Annotated in this window: 17 protein-coding genes; 12 read left to right on the top strand and 5 right to left on the bottom strand. The window is 67.8% G+C overall.

What is annotated here, in order from left to right; translation table 11 throughout:
- Window positions 1–8: 8 nt before the first annotated feature.
- Complete coding sequence (locus AB0D34_RS13180) at window positions 9–1,214, bottom strand: oxygenase MpaB family protein (RefSeq protein ID WP_362660865.1); 1,206 nt, start codon at window positions 1,212–1,214, stop codon at window positions 9–11.
- A 243-nt stretch (window positions 1,215–1,457) separates the two neighbouring features.
- Between AB0D34_RS13180 and AB0D34_RS13175 the strand changes: the two genes are divergently transcribed.
- Window positions 1,458–2,063: a TetR/AcrR family transcriptional regulator gene (locus AB0D34_RS13175; RefSeq protein WP_362660864.1), complete on the top strand. Its 606-nt coding sequence runs from the start codon at window positions 1,458–1,460 to the stop codon at window positions 2,061–2,063.
- A 355-nt stretch (window positions 2,064–2,418) separates the two neighbouring features.
- On the opposite strand, the gene AB0D34_RS13170 is transcribed toward AB0D34_RS13175, so the two are convergent.
- Window positions 2,419–2,898: a nuclear transport factor 2 family protein gene (locus AB0D34_RS13170; RefSeq protein WP_362660862.1), complete on the bottom strand. Its 480-nt coding sequence runs from the start codon at window positions 2,896–2,898 to the stop codon at window positions 2,419–2,421.
- Between the two features lie 487 nt (window positions 2,899–3,385).
- Here AB0D34_RS13170 and AB0D34_RS13165 point away from each other — a divergent pair, with 487 nt between their 5' ends.
- The 6 genes from AB0D34_RS13165 (at window position 3,386) to AB0D34_RS13140 (ending at window position 8,974) form a co-directional block, all read left to right on the top strand.
- On the top strand, window positions 3,386–4,969 hold the full coding sequence (locus AB0D34_RS13165) for a sugar ABC transporter ATP-binding protein (RefSeq protein ID WP_362660860.1): 1,584 nt from the start codon (window positions 3,386–3,388) through the stop codon (window positions 4,967–4,969).
- Window positions 4,969–5,985, top strand: coding sequence for an ABC transporter permease (locus tag AB0D34_RS13160; RefSeq protein WP_362660858.1), 1,017 nt, complete (start codon window positions 4,969–4,971; stop codon window positions 5,983–5,985). Before AB0D34_RS13165 ends, AB0D34_RS13160 begins: the two co-directional genes overlap by 1 nt.
- Window positions 5,986–6,395: 410 nt before the next feature.
- The gene (locus tag AB0D34_RS13155) at window positions 6,396–7,562 is read left to right on the top strand and encodes a substrate-binding domain-containing protein (RefSeq protein WP_362660856.1); all 1,167 of its coding nucleotides are present in this window, start codon (window positions 6,396–6,398) and stop codon (window positions 7,560–7,562) included.
- Complete coding sequence (locus AB0D34_RS13150; protein ID WP_362660854.1) at window positions 7,563–7,940, top strand: nuclear transport factor 2 family protein; 378 nt, start codon at window positions 7,563–7,565, stop codon at window positions 7,938–7,940. It begins immediately after the preceding gene.
- Window positions 7,898–8,356, top strand: a complete 459-nt coding sequence (locus tag AB0D34_RS13145; RefSeq protein ID WP_362660852.1) for a nuclear transport factor 2 family protein — start codon at window positions 7,898–7,900, stop codon at window positions 8,354–8,356. Before AB0D34_RS13150 ends, AB0D34_RS13145 begins: the two co-directional genes overlap by 43 nt.
- A 228-nt stretch (window positions 8,357–8,584) precedes the next feature.
- Window positions 8,585–8,974: a nuclear transport factor 2 family protein gene (locus tag AB0D34_RS13140; protein ID WP_362660850.1), complete on the top strand. Its 390-nt coding sequence runs from the start codon at window positions 8,585–8,587 to the stop codon at window positions 8,972–8,974.
- Window positions 8,975–9,447: 473 nt separating this feature from the next.
- On the opposite strand, the gene AB0D34_RS13135 is transcribed toward AB0D34_RS13140, so the two are convergent.
- Both AB0D34_RS13135 and AB0D34_RS13130 read right to left on the bottom strand, forming a co-directional pair.
- On the bottom strand, window positions 9,448–10,173 hold the full coding sequence (locus AB0D34_RS13135; RefSeq protein ID WP_362660848.1) for an MBL fold metallo-hydrolase: 726 nt from the start codon (window positions 10,171–10,173) through the stop codon (window positions 9,448–9,450).
- Window positions 10,174–10,579: 406 nt separating this feature from the next.
- On the bottom strand, window positions 10,580–12,472 hold the full coding sequence (locus AB0D34_RS13130) for a hypothetical protein (protein WP_362660846.1): 1,893 nt from the start codon (window positions 12,470–12,472) through the stop codon (window positions 10,580–10,582).
- Window positions 12,473–13,408: 936 nt separating this feature from the next.
- On the opposite strand from AB0D34_RS13130, the gene AB0D34_RS13125 reads away from it, so the two are divergent.
- The 5 genes from AB0D34_RS13125 (at window position 13,409) to AB0D34_RS13105 (ending at window position 20,243) form a co-directional block, all read left to right on the top strand.
- Window positions 13,409–14,617, top strand: coding sequence for a family 1 glycosylhydrolase (locus AB0D34_RS13125; RefSeq protein WP_362660844.1), 1,209 nt, complete (start codon window positions 13,409–13,411; stop codon window positions 14,615–14,617).
- A 167-nt stretch (window positions 14,618–14,784) separates the two neighbouring features.
- Entirely contained in the window at window positions 14,785–16,944 is a 2,160-nt protein-coding gene (locus tag AB0D34_RS13120) for a hypothetical protein (RefSeq protein WP_362660843.1), read from the top strand.
- Between the two features lie 127 nt (window positions 16,945–17,071).
- Window positions 17,072–18,394: an ABC transporter substrate-binding protein gene (locus tag AB0D34_RS13115; protein ID WP_362660841.1), complete on the top strand. Its 1,323-nt coding sequence runs from the start codon at window positions 17,072–17,074 to the stop codon at window positions 18,392–18,394.
- A complete protein-coding gene (locus AB0D34_RS13110; protein WP_362660839.1) occupies window positions 18,394–19,302 on the top strand; it encodes a sugar ABC transporter permease in 909 nt (302 codons plus the stop codon). Before AB0D34_RS13115 ends, AB0D34_RS13110 begins: the two co-directional genes overlap by 1 nt.
- A gap of 26 nt (window positions 19,303–19,328) precedes the next feature.
- Entirely contained in the window at window positions 19,329–20,243 is a 915-nt protein-coding gene (locus tag AB0D34_RS13105) for a carbohydrate ABC transporter permease (RefSeq protein ID WP_362660838.1), read from the top strand.
- Window positions 20,244–20,472: 229 nt separating this feature from the next.
- Here AB0D34_RS13105 and AB0D34_RS13100 read toward each other — a convergent pair whose 3' ends face one another.
- Window positions 20,473–21,276, bottom strand: coding sequence for an SDR family NAD(P)-dependent oxidoreductase (locus AB0D34_RS13100; protein WP_362660836.1), 804 nt, complete (start codon window positions 21,274–21,276; stop codon window positions 20,473–20,475).
- Window positions 21,277–21,280 lie beyond the last annotated feature (4 nt).

Below are 21,280 nucleotides of genomic sequence, written 5' to 3'. Positions count from 1 at the left end.
GCGAGAAATCAGGCAGCCGGGAAGTTCGAGAGACCCGCTCCTGAGCTCCGCCGACGACGGGTGCCACGGCGCGGGACACGTGGGACCACGTCAGGGCCGGGTTCCCCGAGTGCCCGGCGGTGGGCTTCTCGCGCCGAGGCCGGGGAGAAGGTCTGCCAGTGCCGGGCCTGCCGGTTGAGAGTGCCGATCAGCGGCATGAGATCCGGCGTGGCCGGGGCCGGAAGGCCCATGCGGTCCGACGCCGGTTCCCCGAAGGTCTGCCGCAGCACTGTGTGCATCAGTGCGCTGAGCTGTTCCTCGGACAGGGCCATTCCCGGCGCGCCGGCCATGGCGTGAGCCTGTCCCTCGACCATGGCGGTCGTCAGGGTGCGTGAGTTCTCGTCCGGTGAAGGTGTCACGGAGTCCAGCAGGTCCTGCAACCGGCGGGCTCCGGTGTGGTCGGCGACGTTCTGGTGAAGGCGTTCGTCGAGTCCCAGCAGGTGGGCCACGTACGACCAGTACCGGTAGAGGTGGCGCTCTTCATCGGGACTGATCTCGATGCCGACGGCGGTCAGGGCTCGGTAGGCGATCAGGGTGAAGCCGAGCCAGGTGCGGACCATGTCGTGACCGATCGGCAGACCGGGGGCGCCCGTGTCCCAGTCCGCGAGCGACCTGGCACGCATACGGGCGTGGCGCAGTCGAAGCTCGGCGGTGGCCACATACCCCTGCCCTCCGCGCAGTAGCCCGCCCGGTCGGACGACCTGACGGGCCCACACTGCGCTCTCCACGAGGCTGCGCGAAGCCGTGTCCGTGGGCGTGCCGCTCCCGGCCAGGAGCCGCGCGACGGTCGGGGAGGCGTAGGTGTGGGCCAGCGCGCTGGTGATCGAGCAGAGCCCGGACCATATGGGCGGTACGGACTGGCTCACGACATCGCCGCGGTGCAGCGTCAAAGGGGCGACCCAGGACGGAGTGGCCTCCAGGTCCTTGAGCAGCGCGGTGATGGCTGTGGGGGAGTGTTCGCCGAGGCTCGCCAACCCTTCCTTGAGGCCCATGTCGAGGGCCTGTCGTGCCGGCGTGCCGTGGAGGTCCAGTTCGGCGACGGCGGCGTCGGCGAGCGGATCCCCGGCCGTGAGCAGGACGACAAGGTGCTCGGTCTGCGAGGTGTGCCGCTGTCGCGCGGCTTCCAGGTCGATCACTCGCTCGGGGGCTTTGCGGGGTGCTTGGTTCGCAGTCATGTGGCTCTCACTTCCGAGAGGGCGAGGCGGACCGGCGATCATGAGGGGAAGCCGTCTGACACATGTCAGATTACCTTCAATCTGACATGTGTCAAGTAAGCTGTTCCCGGTCCACCGGACCGCCGCGCAGCAGCACAGGGTGCGCGGCGCGCGGGCACGAACAGGCAGTCATGGAGGCAGGAAATGGGAGCAAGCGCCGAATCAGCTCGCCGGCCGGGGCGCCCCGGCGCGAACACTCCCGCGGTGCCGGGGGAGGAGAGCATCCTGCAGCGCGGGCTCGAAGCCTTCGCGGAACTGGGGTACGACCACGCATCGGCAAGAGAGTTGGCCCGCCGCCTGGGTGTCAGCCACAACTTCATCAACGACCGGTACGGGTCCAAGGCCGCGTTCTGGCGGGCGGTGGTGGAATTCGCCCTCGGGGCGCGGCTGGCCGGTATGCCGCAGGTGGACCCCTCGGTGGCCGATGCCGAGCGGTTGCGGCAGATCATCAGCAACTTCTACCGAACGGCGGCGGACGCGCCCCTCGTCGGACGGCTGTTCGTCGACGAGCTCAACCGGGACACGGAACGGCTGGACTACCTGTACGCGCACTACATCGGCCCGGTCCTGCAGACCATCACGGCCTGTATCGATCGACTCGTCGCCTCCGGGCGCATGGCGCCCATCCCGATGGACGTGTTGTTCTTCGCCATCATCCCGCCTGTCTCGGGCATGGTGGACGTGCCCCTGGCTCGACGCCTGGGCCGACCCGTGCCGTCCTCACCCCAGCAGCTCACCGCCACGGCGGACGCGCTAGCGGCACTCGTGGTCAATGGCATGCTCGCGACGGGAGCGGATAGTCGCCGCTGAGACCCACGCCGCGGCGTGGGACCCCTCACGGGCCGTTCGTTTCCGTGCCGGCCGTGACCGGTCGCCACGGCCGTGCCGGGATGTGCCGGGACCGGGTGTCATCCCGCGGGCCGGCCCCGTTCACGTGTCGGGTTCCGGGCCGCGGAAGGCGTCTGATGCAGGCCGCGTGTCCGGGTGTGTGCGCCGGAGCGTGTGGCGACCGCCCCGATTCGCATGGGCCTGGTGCCTGGACGGCGGGGATCGGCTCGGCGTGCAGGGGTTCAGGGCGTGGGCGGCATCGATGGGGGTGTTCAGCGCCCTCCAGCGCTCCGCCCATCAGCCTCTGGCGATTTCTGTCTGACGGCTGAAGGAATGGTCAAAATACTACTGAGGCGCTCGCCTGCGAGATCTCCTGAGAAACATCCCAATGCTCCACGAGCCTGCCTTTTTCGACGCGCCATATATCGACAATCGCCAGATCAGGGCTCCCGTCCGCGAATTCCATGTGCAGGTGAAGGGCAACCATCTCCCCGTCGCTGATGATCCGCTTGACCGTGGCCCGACCGCCCCTGGCTGCTTCTTCTTCCAGATAGGCGATGGCACCTTTCCGGCCTTTCCCGGCTTTGGGGTTGTGTTGGACATAGTCCTCAACGGCGTACTGCTCGAAGGCCTGGCGAGCGCCATGAGCCTCCAGGGCCGAGAGGAAACCTTCAAGCACCTCACGGCTTGTTGGGACCGTCATTTCTTTGCCCTCCTGGTGCGACATTCTGTCGAACGGGCGGCATTCGTCCGATCCGCCTACAGCCTCCAGTCGCGACAGGGATGGCCGGTCGGTCTTCCGGTCATCACTCGTCACCCCTCAGCGAGCGTTCCAGCCGCGTCGTACCTGGATGGTGCACAGCGAAGTCGGCGATAGGGGTGACATGTTCGTCCAATGAACATGCCCCTTGAGCGTGACGCCGGTCACTTCCTACCTTGACGCTGCTCGTCGGCCGGTCACCGTGCCGAGTGTTCTGAATCAGGTCGGTTGAAGAGCCGCGCGGAGGAACTCCGCGAAGGCCCATGGGGCGGTTCGGCAGGGGTGTTGCCGGGATGGCCGCGACAGAAGCACCCACATCAGGGGCCGGCGGCGAACGTCGGTTCCGACGGCAGCGCTTTGCGCGCAAGGAGTCATCCATGGTTCAGACCGATTCACCCAAGGAGGCGCAGGGAGAGGGGGGCAGATACCCCCTGATCTCAGGCACTCTGCCCGCCATGATCCACGCCGTCCGCCTTGCTCGGTCACCCCTTTCCGCCCTCGGCGGCGTCGTGGAGACCAACCCTGCACGGCACGGGCGCTAGCCATGGCCGGTGAATCCGCGACCCCGCCGATCCCGCGACTCGAGGTCCGCAATCTCTCCAAGACGTTCGCCGGCGTCACGGTTCTCGAGAACGCGAGCCTGACGATCGCCCCAGGGGAGGTGCACGGCCTCGTCGGGCAGAACGGCTCCGGCAAGTCCACGCTCATCAAGCTGATCTCCGGTGTCTACTCGGCGGATCCGGGGGGCGAGATCCTCCTCGACGGCGAGCGGCTCGGCCCGCCCGTCAAAGCGAAGGCGCTGCACGGCCAGGGCCTGTCATTCGTGCACCAGGATCTCGGTCTCGTGCCCGACCTCTCGGTACGTGACAACGTGCGGGTCGGCCGGCACTCGGTCAACCAGATCACGCGCTGGATCCGCACCTCCCAGGACGCCGTCGCCGTGAGCGCGACGCTGAAGTACCTCCGCACCGACATCGATCCGTCGGCCAAGGTCTCGACCCTCCTGCCCAGCGAGCGGGTCGCGGTCGCGGTCGCACGCGCACTTCAGGACCGGACCCCCGGCGCGGGTGTCGTGGTCTTCGACGAGTCCTCGCGCGCCATCCCGCACGTGGCGCTGCCGGCGTTCTACGACATGATCCGCCTGCTCAAGAGCCAGGGCACGGCCGTGCTGTTCATCAGCCACAACCTCAAGGAGGTACTCGAGATCGCCGACCGGGCTACCGTTCTACGCAACGGCCGCGTCGTGGAGACGGGCATTGAGACGGCAGGGCTCGACGAGGCCAGGCTGGCCGGCCTCGTCCTCGGGCGCGCCGCTGAACTCGGCGACATCATGGAGAGCCTGCCGCCCGAGCCCCGGCCCGACACGGTCGAGTTTGTCGACGTCCGCGGCGGACGGGTCGAGGGGGTGAGCGCGGCCATTCGTCGCGGCGAGGTCGTCGGCTTCACGGGCACGGTGGACTCCGGCCTGTCGGACCTCGGGCCGCTTCTTGGCGGTGACCGGCGCGGCACCGGCAAGGTCAGGCTCGGCGGACGCGTCGTCGACCTGGCCCGTGCCAAGGTCGTCGACCTCCTCGACGCCGGGATCGCCTTCATCCCCGCCGACCGGCACGACAAGGGCGTCGCGCTCGAACTGACGGTTGAGGAGAACGCGACCCTCCCACACCTGCGCAGCAGGGGAAAGCCCTGGTGGACCGGGTTCAAATGGCAGCGTGCCGAGACCGAGGGCATCATCGCGCGGTTCGACATCCGGCCGCCGAACCCCACGATGCCCGTGGCCTCGATGTCCGGTGGCAACCAGCAGAAGGTGCTGCTCGGCAAGTGGCTCCTCGGGACGCCCGATCTGCTCGTGCTCGACGACCCCACCCAGGCGGTCGATGTCGGCGCGCGGCACGCGATCCTCACGGCGAGCCGGCAGGCAGCCGCCGACGGATCGGCGGTCATGGTCTGCTCCGCCGAGGTCGAGGATCTCGCGGCGATCTGCGACCGGGTTCTCATCCTCCAGGACGGCCGGATCGTCCGCGAGATGACGCGACCGTTCGACGCGGAAGCCCTTCTCTCCGCGATCTTCGCCGTCGACGACGCGGCGCGTACTCCCACCTTCGCACCGACTCCTGCAAACGAGGCCTGATGGCAACCACACGGTCACAACCCACCATCGCCTCGGGCGTCGCACCACAGAAGACGGGCTTTCCGTTCAACCGGGCGGCCTCCTACGTGCTCCAGCGCTACAGCCTCGTGCTGCTCTGGATCATCATGGTGGTGCTCTTCCTGATGCTGCTTCCGAACGGCGTCGACCTGGCAAGCGCCTCACGCGCGGTCTTTGGCCAGCAGACACCGGTGGTCTTCCTCGGCCTCGCGGTCATCGTCACGATCGCCGTCGGCGAGTTCGACCTGTCGTTCGCGTTCATCTACGGCCTGGCAGGAACCACGTTCCCGGCCCTGGTCGTCCTGCACGGCTGGCCGGTTCCGCTGGCGATCCTCGCGGCCCTCGCCGCCGCGGTGCTTGTCGGCCTCCTCAACGCGGTACTCGTGGTCGTCGTCGGGATCAGCTCGATCGTCGTCACCCTCGGCACGGGGAGCCTGGCCCTGGGGATCGCGCTGTTGATGTCGAACCAGACGAACGTGAGCGGCCTCGACCCGGAGCTCGCGCAGGTCGCGATCGGCGGCTTCCTCGGCCTCCCGGCGGTGTTCTGGTACGGCGTCGCGCTCGTCATCATCACCGCGTACGCCATGACAGCGACCCCGCTCGGCCGATCGATGCTGTTCGTCGGCTCGAACCCGAACGTCGCGAGGCTCGCCGGCATCCCCGTCCGCCGCATCCGTTTCGGCGGTTACCTGATGGCCGCCCTGCTCAGCGGCGTCATCGGCGTCATCCTCGCGTGCGGCGTCGGCGGGTTCAGCACCGCGACGGCCCAGGTGCAGATGATGCCGGCCCTCGCCGCGGTTTTCCTCGGAACGATCGCGGTGGTCCCCGGGCGCTTCAACGCGATCGGCATGTTCATCGCCGCCTACTTCCTGCTGACGGGCATGTTCGGGCTGCAGCTGCTCGGGCTGTCCGGATGGGTGACGAACGTCTTCTACGGTGCGGCGCTGATCATCGCCATCACCGTGTCGCTTCTTCTCCGACGCCGCACACATACCTGAACAGGCTCCTGCACGGCACTTCCCTCCAGCCAAGAAACGCTGCGCAAGGCAGGTGGGTGAAGTCACGCGGCCCATGATGGGCAGGTCGCCGCGCGGCCGCCTTCGTGACCGCCTCCTGCAGCGCAGGAGTCCTCGGCCGGCCGACAAGCTCCTTGTCGGCTTTGAGATCGTCCGATTCATGTCGCGGTTTCACTCGACGACGGGGTTCGGTTCGGGATGCGCGACACGCGTCTGCCCGAACGGGAGCGAGGCCGCTGACGCCAACACGCCGTTGTCCGACGTCTGCCCGTCGCGTGCATCGCGACACACCCGGGCCGGGCCCTGACGCCACTCGCCCGCGGACGGGACAGCGCTCTGCTCTCGAAGGCGAGAGCCAAGTGATCACACATCCGAAGAAGAGAGGCAATCTCATGCTGAATGGGCGCAATCGGTCGCGCGGACTTCTCGCGGCCTGCACGGTGCTGGCACTCGCCCTCGTCGGCTGCGGCAGCACGAACACGCACTCGAGCTCGGCGGGAGACGCGGCGGGCGCCGTGGCACCCAGCGTCGCGGGGGCGGTCACGTCTGCGAGACAGCCGATCGACACGTTCGTGGCACCGGGGCCGGCCATCGACACGTCGAAGATCACCGGCGGCAAGGTCTACGTCATCGTGCCGGCGCTCGAGGTGCAGGACTTCTCGGTCGTCGCGAACGAGATCAAGGGCGTGTTCTCGCGCTTCGGCGTCGACGTGGAGGCGTGCGGCACGACCGGCGGCTCACCGGACGGCGTCGCCAACTGCCTTCACCAGGCGATCAACGCGAAGGCCATCGGCATCGTCACCGTCGGCATAACTCAGAACACAGCCCCGAGCGCGATCGCCGAGGTCGCGAAGGCGGGTATCCCGCTGGTGAACGGCATGACGACGTCCTCCGGCCCCGGTGACCCGAAGCTCGTCAGCTACGTGGCCCCGGACTTCGTGAAGCTCCACTCCTGGCTGACCGATCAGTTCATCGTCGACTCCAAGGGCTCGGCCCATGTGCTCGCGATGCGCACGACCTCGAACGACATCACGCCGACCTGGGCCAACGACGGCGTCGTCAAGGTCCTGAAGGACGACTGCAGTGGCTGCTCGTCGAAGGTGATCGACGTGAACACGGTCAACCAAGACAAGATCTCCACCGATGTGTCGACGTCGCTGGTGTCGGACTCCGACATCAAGTACATCGTGGCCGGTACGAACAACTACGTCCCCGATGTCGTCTCGGGAGCGCAGGCTGCGGGCCGCAGCGCCGCGGACACCCGGATCGGCACCGTGGGCGGTGCCCTGGCCGTGATGCAGCAGCTCAGCCAGTCCCAGTGGGTCGGCGCGGTCGCCGCGTTCAGCCTTCCGGCACTGTCCTGGTACATGTCCGACTCGCTGCTGCGCCTCATGGTCGGTCAGCCGCGTGCGGGCGAGCCGCACTTCTCGTTCCAGCGTCTGTTCACGTCCGCCGACGTCACCGGCCTGGACCTCACTCAGAAGGGGTGGTCGAGCGGTTCGTGGTACGGCAAGGCCGACTATGTGCACGGGTTCCTCAAGCTCTGGGGCAAGAAGTAGATGACAGGCGACGAAACCACCGAGCGGAACAAAAGGGTTGTCGAGGCGTTCGTCAACGACGTGGCGATCGCCAAGCGACTCGACCGTCTTGACGACCTCGTCGCGGTCGACTACATCCAGCACAATCCACACGCCGGGCAGGGGCGAGAGGGCGTCCGTGCTTACTTCGCCGGATTCCATCGCGCACGCGAGAAGGATCTCGATCCATCCGGGACTGTCGAAGTCCACCTGATGGGCGAGGGGGATCTCGTGGTGCGTCACGAGATCCGCGTCAACGGGATCCACATCGACATATGGCGGGTTCGGGACGGCATGCTCCAGGAGCACTGGGACGCGTGGCGTTCGGCACCGGGTTACGACCCGCCGGCGGGCTCGTGATGGCGGGAGTCGGCCCCGGTGAGGCGGCCGGATCGGAACCCGAGCGGCTGGAACGGAACAAGCGGCTCGTCGAGGATTTCCTGGCGGTCGCCCACGGCGATCTCGCGGGTCTGGGCCGGCTCGGCGAGTTCGCGGCCGCGGACTATGTCCAGCACAACCCGAACATCGGGCAGGGACTCGACGGCCTCCGTACCTTCTTCACGCACATCCTCTCGCTTCCGCCCTCCGAGCGCCTTGACCCCTCCAAGGAAATCGAGGTGCACCTCATCGCGGAGGGCGACTTCGTCGTCAGGCACGAGATCCGCGAAGACGGGTTGCTCATCAACGTCTTCCGCCTCGAGGACGGCCTCGTCAAGGAGCACTGGGACGCATTCCGCCCGCCGCCCGGCGGCACGATCATCCACGGTCTCGAATGAGGTATCAGCACCAGGAGGGAAATTCATTTCGTCCAGAGCAAGTCGTTCGCAACGAGGACGTTGTCGAGGCGATCGTCGCGGAGACCGAGATCGGCCAAGATCCAGGCCCCTCTCGACGACCAATCCTCACGCCGGCCAGGGCCGCGAGGGCGTCCGTGAGTCCTTCGCGGGCGTCCCCGCCAGGGAATGAGCTTCTTCCGGAATTCTGATCCAGCGAAGGGGATAGGAATGGCTGACGAGACCTACGACCTCGAGCGCAACAAGCAGATCGTCGCCGAGTTCTTCGACATCGCCCACGGCACGGTGGAGGGACTGGAGCACCTCGACCGGTATGTGGCCGCGGACTACATCCAGCACAACCCGAACATCGAGCAAGGTCGCGAGGGGCTCCGGAAGTTCTTCACCTACATCCTCTCGCTACCCCCGGAGGAGCGTCTCGACCCGGCGAAGGAGATCGAGGTGAACGTCATTGCCGACGGCGAGTTCATCGCCCGTCAGGCAATCCGCGAGGACGGGATGCTGATCGATGTCTTCCGCATACGCGACGGGCTGCTCGTGGAGCACTGGGATGCATTCCGTCCTCCGCCCGGTGGGAAGGTCATCCACGGACTCGAGTGACCCCGCCGGACTCGAGCGCCGACGTCCATCCGGTCCCAGCAGGGACCGGATGGACGTCGGCATCTCCGCGTCAGTGACGAGGATCGATCGTGTGCGGCCCAGGCCGTCGCGATGTCGGCGAACGTATAGGCCTGCATCGTGTCGAAGGGGAAGCTCCCCTGTCTCCAGAACTCGATCAGCTTCGGGATGAACGTCACCTGGATCGCGGAGCCCCCGATGATGCCTGAAGATTTCGGCTACCGTGAGCAGGCGGGCGATGTAGGGCGGCCATTCGCCGTGAGCGGCCCGAAGCCGCAGGTGCCCTCGACTTCGAGACAGGCGAAGCGAGAAGCCGGGCGCACCAGTATCTCTTCGCCGCCGGCGCCTCGAAATCGACCCTTTCGATCCGCGGGACCAGCTTCCCTGGACGCGAGACGGTCACCCCGCCGATCACGGCGCGGACCGTGTCTCTGGGGCGGCGCCCGCGCGAGACGCTACAGGTTGCCGGGTGCGGAGGACGCCAGCGCCGCTCCCAACCCGCTCAGCACCCGCGGGTCCGCCACCGGCTCGCCGTGTCCGGGGCACAGAAGCATGACGTCGTGGGCGGCCATGGCCGCGGCGGAGCGACGAGCCGAGACTGCATCATCGTTGAAATGGCCAAGCGTTGGCCCTTCCGGCGTGGTGACGATGAGGTCACCGGTGAACAGGACACGGGGCTCCCTCACCAGGAGGCCGATGCTGCCCTCCGTGTGCCCCGCTCCGCTGATCACCGCCGCCCCGCCCCCGATCGCGACGATGTCTCCCGCCTCCACCTCGGAGTCGACGCGACACGGAGGGGCGGGTGGGATGCCGGCGGACAGCCGCTCGAATACCGCGCGCTCCTCGGCGGTGAGCGTCCGGCTTGGGGGCCAGCGCTCCCCGCGGATGATCGGAGCGTCCGCGCGATGCGCGATCACTTCGACATCTCCCCAGCGCGCCACGTCCGCGGCCGCGCCTGTGTGGTCCTCATGGTGATGCGTGAGCACCAGCCGCCGGAGGGCCGTGGTACGGAAGCCCAGCTCGGCGAAGGCGGCGGCGAGCGTGGGCTCGTCGCCGGGAAACCCCGCGTCGATCATCGTGACCTCTGACCCGTCACACCAGAGGTAGACCTGTGGGAAGCCCGTCCGGATCATGAAGAGACCGGGAGCAAGCTTGCGGATCTCCGTCGCTCGATCGCCCATGGTCTGTCTCTCCCTTTTCCTCATACCTCATACGCGCGCGGGGGCGAGGACTGTGTCGAAGCGATCCCGGCTCCATGTCCCGTCAGAACTGACCACCAGGCGGACGGCGGAAAGCCCGACCACCCGAGACGGGAGACTCACCTCCACTACGCGAACTCTCTTTCGTCGACGCCCCGTTCTGAAGCCTTCTGTCCGTTCATCGAACAACGGCGCCAGGGGGAGGCTGTTGGTCTTCCAGGGCGTTGAACCTGGAGATCCCCCTGGGGACGGAGGGGCGGACGTGCCGGATCCCGCGCCGGTTGCTGAAGGAGAACGAGAGCTGTCATCGCCGGTGCGATGTGGCTGTCCTGGTGGACGGCCGTCGTCGCCCACCGGGACATATCCGCGACGTCTGATCTCGGCGAGGTCAGGTTCCGTTGGCGGGCTGGGTGTAGGCGTGGCCGTCGACGGTGGTGGTCAGCGTGCCGGTCGCCTGGAACTTGTTGGTTCCCACGGTGATGTCCAGGTGGAATCCGTCGGGGCTGGTCTTCTTCGTCGTGTGGACGCGGCCGGTCCCGATGTCGGTCTGGAGCATGTCGGAGTACCAGTCGATCCTGTTGTGGAAGGGAGTCTCGTTCTGCAGGGTCACGCTCTCGGTGCCGTTGATGACGTAGCGTCCGTCGTCGGAGTAGTCCTTGTAGGTGACGGCGAGGGTGCTGATGGCGGTGTGCGCGCTGTTCTCGGTGACTGTCACCTCGGCCGAGCCGGACTTCTTGCCGTCCAGGGTGTAGGTGCCCGACGCCAGATGCGTCCTTGCGGGGATCGCGCTGCCCGGCTCGTACGGTACGCCCCAGGGGACGGTGTCGGAGATGGGGGCGACCGGCTTCCGCTTCTGCGGCTTGCGGCTGGTGAGGTCGGCGATCATCAAACGTTCGGTCCGGCCGCCGGGGGCGGTGGACAAGGGGCAGGGCAGCGGGTTCTGGCCGCCGCAGTCGGGCGCGACGGCCAGCGACTGCCAGTACGCGATCTGCGTTCCGTCGGGCGACCACTTGGGGTCGGCCCGGCCGTTCCACAGCGGATCGTTGATGCTGCCGGGGCTGCCGTCGCCGGCGGCGTTGAGCTGCTGGCCCGCGTAGGAGCCGCGGTCACCGTGCGCGTCGATGAGGTACGGCTGGAAGAACCGGCGCTTGCCGTTGTTGCGGGCGGCCGAGATCGCGCTGGCACTCAGCAGGTCGGTGATGCCCGGCACGCCGCGCATGGCGGACAGGAATGACAGCCGGTCGGTGCCCCGGGTGTCCATGACCACCGTCCACTTGCCGTCGGGCGAGAGGTCGACCGGATCGACGTACTCGGGATCGGCGGTCAGCCGACGGACCTTGCCAGTGGTCAGGTTGGCCGCGAAGACGTCGATGTTGGACGAATCCGCCGGGTAGCCGACGTAGGTGACCTCGCGTCCGTCGGCGGAGAAGCCCCGCACTTCGCCGACCGAGGGGAGGAACGGGTCGAACCGCAGCTTGCCGGGGTCGCTGGGATCGGTGTCGACCGGCTTCGTGGCGTTCGGGTCGAACAGCCGGCTGACCTTCACCAGGTCAAAGCGAGGCACCAGCGGCGTGCCCGTCGTCGGGGACGGGTTGAACTGCAACCGGCCCAGGTACGAGAACTGGTCGAGCCTGCCGCCCGTCACGGTCATCGAGCTGAAGCCCAGGTGTGTGTCGTCGGGGTTGAGGCGCAGTTCGCGGATGCTTCCGCCGGGCCCCGAGCCGTCCACGGTGTTGTTCCACCGGATGGGGTAGATGTGGACCCGCTGTGGGGTGCAGGCCCGGTCGGCCAGCTTGTAGGGGCCGCAGTCGATGATGTTCGTCCCGGCGAGGACCCGCTTGCCGTCGCCGAAAGCCTGGGGGTAGTCCATCGCGTCGGAGGGTCCCGGCGCATTGCCCGGGGGGATGCCGCAGGTGACGCACTTCCACGCGTCCCCGTTGGGGAAGGTGGTCCCATCGGCCCTCACGAGGATCAGCTGCTGGCCCGTGTAGATGCTCGACGGGTCGGGTGCCGCCGGTGCGCCTGTGAAGAGCACCGTCGCGACGATGTTCCGGCTGTCCGGCAGGAAGTTCCCCGAGAACAGGCCGGGGGATTGTCCGATGCATCCGGTGCCGCGCGGGTTGATGTCCCTGGTGCAGGAACCGGCCGCGGTGCTCGGCGTGACCGGCGGCAGCGGCAGCTCCCTCACCTTGATCGGCTCCGGCCTGGGCGGCGGCGGGACGGCCTGCCCGCTGTCCGCCGCCGGTGAGGCATGCGCGGGCTGCCATGAGGTGCTGGTCACGGCCAGGGCGAGGATCAGCGCCAATACCGGCCAGACTCGCGGAATTCGTGTTCTTCTCCGCAAGAGCATGCTCATCTCCTCCTTGAGTTGGGCGTCATATGGGTGGAGGCGTCCTTGGCTGGGAAGGTCATGTCCTCCTAGCTCGACGACAGGTGTCGCCCGGCGCCAGAGCGGTCGGCGTGAGCGGGACCCCGCCATGTGGGCGAGGTCAGCTCCGATCACTCGGTGATGAACTGCTGTGGATTCCTCGTGCTCGGCACAGCCACAGGGTTTCCTCTCGGTTCGGTGTCATCGGTGCCCCTCCCGGCACGCATGCCGACTCCTTCGGATGTGGTGGTGGTTCTGCGGGGAGGCAGAGAAAGGGGTCGCCGCCCGGCCCGGGCACCGCGTGCCGCGAGGAGTGCCCTGGGTGAACGGCGCGCGGGACGCGTGTCGCGCTCACGGAGCGGACGGGCTCGCGCGGGCCGACGGGTGGCCCGCACATCGAGCGGTCCTCGGATGAGGACGGGGAGGGAACGCGAGAGGGGCGACTCGTTAGAATGTAACCACGGTGGTGGCAGTTCGGCGATTAGACTCCCCGATCGCGGTGGATGGCAAGACCCTGAACACGGTTGCTCTCGCCGGTAGTTGTCCTCAACGGCGCAGGAGGTTGCATGAGTTCCGCCCCTTCCGCACGTCGATGTGGGCCGCTTGCGCAAGGCATAGGTCGGCCCTGACCTGATCGTCGACGTGGGAGTGACCGCGGCGCACGCCACTGCGGACAGGGAAGCTCTCGTGTCCGGATGAGCGTTTGAACGTTTCAATTTCTTCTGATTGACCTATTGACCAAATGTCGTAAGCCGATCAGTATTCCCGTGACTCGAACAGGCGGGAGGCGCCATGGATGATCGAATGAGCAATCTGACGGTGGCGTCGTCCGCGCCCGAAGGAGCTGGAATGCCGGACAAGACCCACAGCGTCGGTTTCCTCTGGGGAGCCGCCTCCGCGCCGCACCAGATCGAGGGCAACAACACCAACAGCGACTGGTGGGTACGCGAGGGCCAGGTGCCCGGCCTGGAACGCAGCGGGGACGCCTGTGACAGCTACCACCGCTACGCGGAGGACATGCGGCTGCTGGCGGAGGCGGGGCTCAACTCGTACCGCTTCGGCGTGGAGTGGGCACGCATCGAACCCGTCCCAGGGGAGTTCTCGCGGGCCGAACTCGCCCACTATCGCCGGATGATCGACACCGCCCACGGGCTCGGTCTGACGCCCATGATCACCCTGCACCACTTCTCCAACCCACGCTGGTTCGCCGAGGAGGGCAGCTGGGCCGGCGAGCGGGCGGTCGACCGCTTCGTCGCCTACGCGGAGCGGGTGACCGACATCCTCGGCGACGTTCCGTACATCGTCACCATGAACGAGCCCAACATGCTCGCGATGATGTTGACCAGGGACCGCCTGACGCTCAAGGAGCAGCAGCGGTCGGGGATGTGGCAGAGCCCCACCGTGGACACCGACCGTCGCGTGAAGTGGCCGACCCCGGACACCGACATCAGCGACGCCCTGGTCAAGGCGCATCACGCGGTCCGCGACATTGTGCGCGCCAACACCGACGCGGCCGTCGGCTGGACGGTGGCCAACCGGGCCTTCGCCGCTCGCCCCGGTGCCGAGGAGCGGAAGCGCGAACTGGAGTACATCTGGGAGGACCTGTACCTGGAGGCCGCGCGCGGCGACGACTTCGTCGGCGCCCAGGCCTACTCCAGTGTGTGGGTCGGCAAGGACGGCATCGAACCGCACCCGCCTCACCCCGACAACACCCAGGTCGGTTCGGCGTACCGGCCGGACGCGCTGGGCATGGCGGTGCGCCACACCTGGGAGGTCACGGGCGGCATCCCGATCCTGGTGACCGAGAACGGCATCGCCACCGCCGATGACACCCGCCGTATCGCGTACACGGACGAGGCGTTGCGCCACCTGTTCGCGGCCATGGACGACGGCGTCGACGTACGCGGTTATCTGCACTGGTCCGCCCTGGACAACTTCGAGTGGGGCCACTGGGCACCCACGTTCGGGCTGATCGCCGTGGACCGGGAGACCTTCGAGCGCCGTCCCAAGCCGAGCCTCGCCTGGCTCGGCGGCGTGGCCCGCCGCGGCCACCCCTGAACATCTCCGAGCCCCCGCGGGTGAGGGCGAGCATCCCGCCGCCTTGCGTACAGCCTCGCGCGGCGTCAGCACATGAAGGAAGCACGTATGTCCGCCCAGCACACCACCCCGGTCCGCCGTCGTCCCGTAGTCACTTCGCAGGCCGGCTCCCGTGAGGGAGCCCTCACATGACGCTCGATCGACGCGGGCTCGTCCGCCGGCACAATCCCGTCCTGACGGCACCGCACCCCACCGACGTCCTCACTGTCGGCAACGGCGACATCGCGATGACGGTCGACCTGTCGGGCCTTCAGACGTTCCCGGAGTTCCACGAGCTGCGCCCGGATCCGCGGCGCGTCGTCGACGGCGGCGAGACCGGCCTGCCCGCTCACCTCCCCCGCCCGTTCGACCGCGACGACCACCAGATACCTCTGCGCACGCAGTCGACCTGGGGGTGGTACCGCACCCGGACCGAGCGCGCGTTCTTTTCCGGCGAGGCGACGACCGCGTACGAGACTTCGCGTGGCACGGTGCCCTACCTCGACCGTAAGAGACTGCACCGCGCCGGCGACCCGATCCCGGACGAGTTCGCTCCCGGAGCCTGGCTCGCCTTCAACCCCCGCCGCGCGCACCTCGGGCGCCTCGCGCTCGACGCAACACCCGAGGGGCCCCGGTTGGACGGCCCGCACCGGCTCACGGACACCCGCACCGAACTCGACCTGTGGACCGGGACCGTGCATGCCACGTACCGCCTGGACGGCGTCCCCGTGACGGTCACGACCGTGGCGCACCCCGGCGTCCATCGCTTCGCGGTGCGCCTGCGATCCCCGTTGCTGGCGCGGGGCCTCGGCGTGGCCTGGTGCTTCGACCCACAACCCGACGACCTGGCGCCTTTCGAGCTTCCACTCGACGAGCGCGTCAGCTGGGCCCGGCTGGGCCCCGGACACTGGGAAGCACACCGCGCCGTGGAGTCGTCGGCGTACGTCGTCACGATCGAGACGACCGGTCACCTCACCCCGCACGACGACGGCACTCGCGCCCTGGTGACGACCGATCAGCCGGAACTCGATGTGATCGTCACCCTCCGGCCCGAGGAGCGAGACGCCAACGCGACGCCCTCGTACGGGCTGCCGAGGCCGGACGCCGACATGACCGCTTCTGACTTCGAGTCCGTCCAAGAGGCTTCAGCGCGCTGGTGGGAGCACCACTGGGTCGGTGGCGCCGCAGTGAGCTTCCAGGGCAGCACCGACGAGCGGGCCGCGGAACTGGAACGCCGCGTCGTGTTGTCGCAGTACCTGACGGCGGTCAACGGCGCCGGCGCCACACCGCCCGCGGAGACCGGACTGACCTACAACACGTGGACGGGCAAGTTCCATCTGGAGATGCACTGGTGGCATGCGGCGCACTTCCCGCTGTGGGGTCGCGGCGAACTGCTGGAGCGCAGCCTCGGCTGGTACCACGGCGCCCTCACCGCCGCACGAAGCACAGCCCGGCGTCAGGGCTACCGTGGCGCACGCTGGCCGAAGCAGACCGACAACTCGGCGCGTGAGTCGCCCAGCCACATCGGCGTGTTCCTGATCTGGCAGCAGCCTCACGTCATCCATCTGCTGGAGTTGCTGCACGACGAAGGACGCTCGACCGAGTTCCTTGGGGAGCACTATCCGCTGGTCGAGGCCACCGCCGACCTCATGGCCGACTTCGTCGAGGAACGCGACGGTGTTCTCACTCTGCCGCCTCCGCTCATCCCCGCGCAGGAGAGCTACCTCGCCGACCGCCTCACCAACGCCGACCCGACCTTCGAACTCGTCTACTGGTCCTGGGCTCTCGACGTCGCGAACGCGTGGAGACGACGTCTCGGACTCCCGCTCCGCCACGACTGGGACCGCGTCGCGCGCGGCATGCGGCGTCCGCTGGTCCTTCCGGACGGCACGTACGCCGCGCTCGCGACGCCGCCGTACCTGATGCGCAAGGACCATCCGTCGATGCTGATGGCGCTCGGCTGGCTGCCCGACACCGGAATCGTGGACCCCGACGTCATGGGCGCGACTCTCGACGCGGTCTGGAACCACTGGGATTTCCACACCAGTTGGGGCTGGGACTACCCGGTCATGGCGATGACCGCCGCGCGCCTGGGCGACGTGGGCCGCGCTTTGGACGCGCTGCTGTTCCCCTCACCCAAGAACCAGTTCCTGACGAACGGCCACAACCCTCAGATGCCGGGCTTCCTCACGCTCTACCTTCCGGCGAACGGCGGACTGCTCGCCGCGGTCGCCCACGTCGTGGCCGCCGTAGACGGCGGAGCGAAGCCTCCCGAGGGCTGGACCGTCGTGGCCGAGGGTTTCGGATGACGGCCTGGTGACTGCCTTACCCGGACGGCCCGGCCACGCTTCCGTGCCGGGGCGTCCACTTCCCCCACACCTCCAGCACCACCGCACACCCCATCTGCCAACAGCGCACGAATCAAAGGTGATAACCATGCGCAAGAATCCCACTCAGCCCGTGTCCCGGCGCATGAACCGCCGCTCCTTCATCGGGACGGCCGGATCGCTGAGCATCGCCGCGTCGCTCCTCCTCCAGGGGTGCGGGTCGGACAGTGACTCCGGGTCCGACGGCGGCCGGGTCGAGCTGACCTTCATGAACCAGTCGCGAGGCCAGGAAGCCGCCCTCAACGCGCTCGCCAAGCAGTACACGAGGCAGACGGGGATCGCCGTCAAGGTCGAGTCCCCCGGGCCGTCCGACTACCTGGCGAAGCTCCAGGCCAAGGCGCAGTCCCGCAACATGCCCGATGTGTACTCGTCCTTCCTCGCCGTCGACATGGCCCCGTTCTACAAGGCCGGCTGGGCCATGAACCTTCAGTCCGAACTCAAGGGAGCGTGGGGCGACCAGTTCGCCCCGGGAGTCGTCGAGCAGTCGACCTTCACCAAGGACAACAACCTCGGTGTGAAGGCGGGCATCTACTCGGCGCACTGGGAGACGCAGTCCTACGGCCTGATCTTCGATCCCACCAGGACCAAGATCGACCCGAAGGCGCCGCCGAATACCATGGACGACCTCATCACCGCCCTAAAGGCCTCCAACAAGGACGGCAAGGGGAACTTCTCGGTCGCCTCGACGCTCACCCCGGCGCTGATCCAGCAGTTCGCCTCCAACTGGCTCACCGACCAGCAGATCTCGGACACCTTCGCCGGCAAGTCGAGCTGGAAGTCGGACGGCTGGCGCAAGGCGTTTCAACTCCTCCTCGATCTGAAGAAGGCCGGCGTCATATCCAACGGAGCGCTCCCCGGCGGTCAGGGCGACAACCCCGCGGTCGAGACATCCTTCTTCAACAAGCGTGAGGTCGGCGCCATCTTCGACGCCTCGGCAGGCGTCTCGGTCGGCAAGCGCACGGCCCCCGACTACACCGACTACGCCTCGATGCCCCTGCCCGCCGCCACGGACGGCACGCTCACCCCCCGGTCCCCGGGCGTCCCCGGCAAGGGCGCGGTCGTCAACCCCCGTGGCAAGCACCCCAAGGAAGCCCTGGCCTTCGTCAAGTGGCTGACGATGCCGGAGCAGCAGAAGGTGTTCGCCGAGGAGGCCCGCATCGTACCGACGAGCAAGCAGCTCCTGGCCGGCCGCAATCTTCCTCCGCAACTCACTGGCTTTGCCGCGGCCACCAAGAACCAGCAGAAGGTGACCACCAGCCTCACGTCCGACGTCAACGCGGCGCTCACCCGCGACACCCAGAGCCTGGTCCTCGGCGAGAAGACCGTCGACCAGGTCCTCGACGACCTCCAGTCGGCGCAGGAACGCGGCTGATGGCGTCGCTGACGGCGCGCGTCCGCGACCGACGCACCCTGCGCCGCAACATCACAGCACTGACGTTCCTCGCTCCCGCGATCGTGCTCATCGGTGTGTTCACCATCGCACCGTTCGTGCAGGCGATTCTGCTGAGCTTCCAGTCCTGGGACGGGATCAGTCCTGACACCCCCTGGGTCGGCCTGCAGAACTACGAGTTCGTCTTCGGGGACGACGAATTCTGGGCGTCGATGAAGAACGTCGCGATATTCGGCGTGGTCGGCTTCTTCCTGGGCAACGCTCTTTCCCTGGGCATGGCCATCGCGGTGAACCGGATCAGGCGCTTGAAAACCTTCTTCCGCACCGTCTTCTACCTGCCGGGCATTCTCTCCGTCGTGGTCGTCGGCGTGATCTTCCTGTTCATGTTCGAACCACGCTCCGGGGTCCTCAACCGGCTGCTCGACACGGTCGGCTTGGAGTCCCTTCAGCAGAACTGGCTCGGCGACCCGACATTCGCCCTGCCGTCCGTCGCCGCCGTCTTCATCTGGTTCCACTGGGGTTTCGGATTCCTCCTCTTCCTCGCCGGTCTCCAGGACATTCCGGAGGAACTGTACGAGGCGGCGGAACTCGACGGCGCGCGTGACTGGGCCAAGTTCCGGTACATCACCTGGCCACAGCTCGCCCCCGTCACCACGATCGTCAGCCTGCTGACTCTCCTCGCGGCCCTGCAGATCTTCGGCACGGTCCAGGTCCTCACCAACGGCGGCCCCGGCTCGCACACCCTGGTGCCCACCCTGCTCATCTACGACGAGGCCTTTACAAACAACCGCTACGGCAGCGCGGCGGCGATGTCGGTGCTCTTCGGCGGCGCCCTCGTGGTGCTCTCCTTCCTCCAGCTCACCATCGCGCGACGGCGGGCCGACAAATGACGACGAAAGCAGGTGACCGGGCAGACATGGCGACGTCGCTCGTAGGCACCGAGAAGAACGGTGGTGCCGAAGGACCGTCCGGCAACTCCCTCCGGGACCGCTCTCCCCGGCCGCGTCGACGCCGGATACGGGCCGACCGGGTGGGCCTCTACGGCCTGCTCGGCGTGGCGGCACTGACCGCGCTCTTCCCGCTTCTGTGGATGCTGTCCGGATCGCTCCAGACCCAGGACGAACTGCTGTCCGGGGACAGCCTCATACCGAGCGTGTTCCACTGGCAGAACTACGCCACCGCCTGGACCGAAGGTGACCTCGGTACGTATCTCTCCAACAGCGTGCTCTACACGCTGACCGCCGTGCTGGGCATCCTCGTCGTGTCCAGCACGGCGGGATACGTCCTGGCCCGGGTCGAGTTCTGGGGGAAGGGGTTCTTCACCTTCGTGATCCTCGCGGTCATGATCATCCCCGCGCCGGCGATGTTCCTCGCCCAGTACCGGCTCCTCCTCGACCTCCAACTGACCAACAGCCGAGTCGGCTACATCCTGATCCTGATCACCTCCGGGGTCCCGATGGCGACGCTGATCATGCGCAGCTTCTTCGTCGGCCAGCCCAAAGAACTCGAGGAGTCGGCGGCACTCGACGGCGCGTCACCGCTCAGGATCTTCGCGAGCATCATCCTCCCGCTGGCCCGGCCGGGTCTCGCCGCCGTCGCCGTGATCCAGGGACTCCACGCCTGGAACGAGTACCTCATGGCCCTGGTCCTCTTCGACGACAACAAACTCATGCCGGTCCAGCGCGGGCTGACGAGCTTCAACTCGGCGGAGACACCGCAACAGCAGGTCCTGCTCGCCGCGACCGTGATCTCGGTGGTGCCCGTGATCGTGTTCTACCTGCTCGCGCAGCGGAACATCGTGAACGGCCTCGGCGCCGGCGCCCTCAAGTAGCCCGGCCGCGCGCGGCAGTCGGCAGTTTCCGGCCCCGGGCGCCGAGGACATGGCTGCCGGGGCCTGGGCATTCGGTCCTGTGGATGGTTCAGCCTCTGCCAGGTGGGCCGGGCAGAGGGCTGGACGATGAAGCGTCTCGCGAAGCCGACCGCGAGCCGCCCCTGGCCCGGGAAGCGTGAGGGGCGCCGCACTTAGCTCGTGATCCTCCGAGTGCCGAGCTCGATGGTTGCTACTGCTCAGGACGCGGCTTGGCCTTCGTGGCGTGACGGGCGGCCTTGTAGGTCTCGGGCAGGAAGCGGTGTTCGATGGCGGTGCGCTTGGTGGCGGCGTCGCCGCCGACGACCTCGGCGCGTCCGTTCATCAGGGCGAGGAAGCCCTGGCGGGCGACTTCCTTGCGGCTGTTCTTCTTCATGCTGGGGCCGAAGGCGGTGTTGTTCATGCCGGCGCTGGCGTGGAAGTTGCTGTCGGTGGCTCCGGGCATGAGGCAGGTGACGGTGACGCCGTGTTCCTTGAGTTCCTCGCGCAGTCCGAGGGCGAACATGCGGGTGAACGCGCGGGAGGGCCCGTACACGGTCTCGTAGGGGGTGGGCAGGGTCGCCGACAGCGACGAGGTGATCAGGATGCGGCCGCGGCCGCCCGCGGCCATGTGCCGGGCGACGTGCTTGGCCAGGTGGACGACGGAGGCCACATTCAGCTGGATCAGGGAGAGTTCGTCGTCCAGGTCGGTGTCGAGGAAGGCGCCGCCGATGCTGCGGCCGGCGTTGAGAACCGCGGCGTCGAGCGGTCGGCCGGTCTCCTGCACCGCCCGCCACACCGCCTCCACGCCCTCGCTCTGGGAGAGGTCGGCGCGTACTGGTGTGACGTGGACGCCGTGCCGGGCGAGGTCGGCCGCTGCCTGGTCGGTGTGCTCGCTGCGGCCGGTGGCGATCAGGTCGAAGCCGTTGATGGCGAACAGCTTCGCGAGTTCGTAGCCGATGCCCGCGGAGGCCCCGGTGACCAGGGCGAGCCGGCGGTGGGAGGCGGTGCTGCTCATGAGA

Source organism: Streptomyces sp. NPDC048420 (assembly GCF_040651535.1).
Lineage (GTDB): Bacteria > Actinomycetota > Actinomycetes > Streptomycetales > Streptomycetaceae > Streptomyces.
This window is presented reverse-complemented; position numbering and strand designations above follow the sequence as displayed.

Coding starts and splice junctions, on each gene's coding strand:
- AB0D34_RS13180 (WP_362660865.1), bottom strand. CDS start 1,214: ATGACTGCGAACCAAGCACCCCGCAAAGCCCCCGAGCGAGTGATCGAC.
- AB0D34_RS13165 (WP_362660860.1), top strand. CDS start 3,386: ATGGCCGGTGAATCCGCGACCCCGCCGATCCCGCGACTCGAGGTCCGC.
- AB0D34_RS13160 (WP_362660858.1), top strand. CDS start 4,969: ATGGCAACCACACGGTCACAACCCACCATCGCCTCGGGCGTCGCACCA.
- AB0D34_RS13155 (WP_362660856.1), top strand. CDS start 6,396: ATGCTGAATGGGCGCAATCGGTCGCGCGGACTTCTCGCGGCCTGCACG.
- AB0D34_RS13150 (WP_362660854.1), top strand. CDS start 7,563: ATGACAGGCGACGAAACCACCGAGCGGAACAAAAGGGTTGTCGAGGCG.
- AB0D34_RS13140 (WP_362660850.1), top strand. CDS start 8,585: ATGGCTGACGAGACCTACGACCTCGAGCGCAACAAGCAGATCGTCGCC.
- AB0D34_RS13135 (WP_362660848.1), bottom strand. CDS start 10,173: ATGGGCGATCGAGCGACGGAGATCCGCAAGCTTGCTCCCGGTCTCTTC.
- AB0D34_RS13125 (WP_362660844.1), top strand. CDS start 13,409: ATGCCGGACAAGACCCACAGCGTCGGTTTCCTCTGGGGAGCCGCCTCC.
- AB0D34_RS13120 (WP_362660843.1), top strand. CDS start 14,785: ATGACGCTCGATCGACGCGGGCTCGTCCGCCGGCACAATCCCGTCCTG.
- AB0D34_RS13115 (WP_362660841.1), top strand. CDS start 17,072: ATGCGCAAGAATCCCACTCAGCCCGTGTCCCGGCGCATGAACCGCCGC.
- AB0D34_RS13110 (WP_362660839.1), top strand. CDS start 18,394: ATGGCGTCGCTGACGGCGCGCGTCCGCGACCGACGCACCCTGCGCCGC.
- AB0D34_RS13105 (WP_362660838.1), top strand. CDS start 19,329: ATGGCGACGTCGCTCGTAGGCACCGAGAAGAACGGTGGTGCCGAAGGA.
- AB0D34_RS13100 (WP_362660836.1), bottom strand. CDS start 21,276: ATGAGCAGCACCGCCTCCCACCGCCGGCTCGCCCTGGTCACCGGGGCC.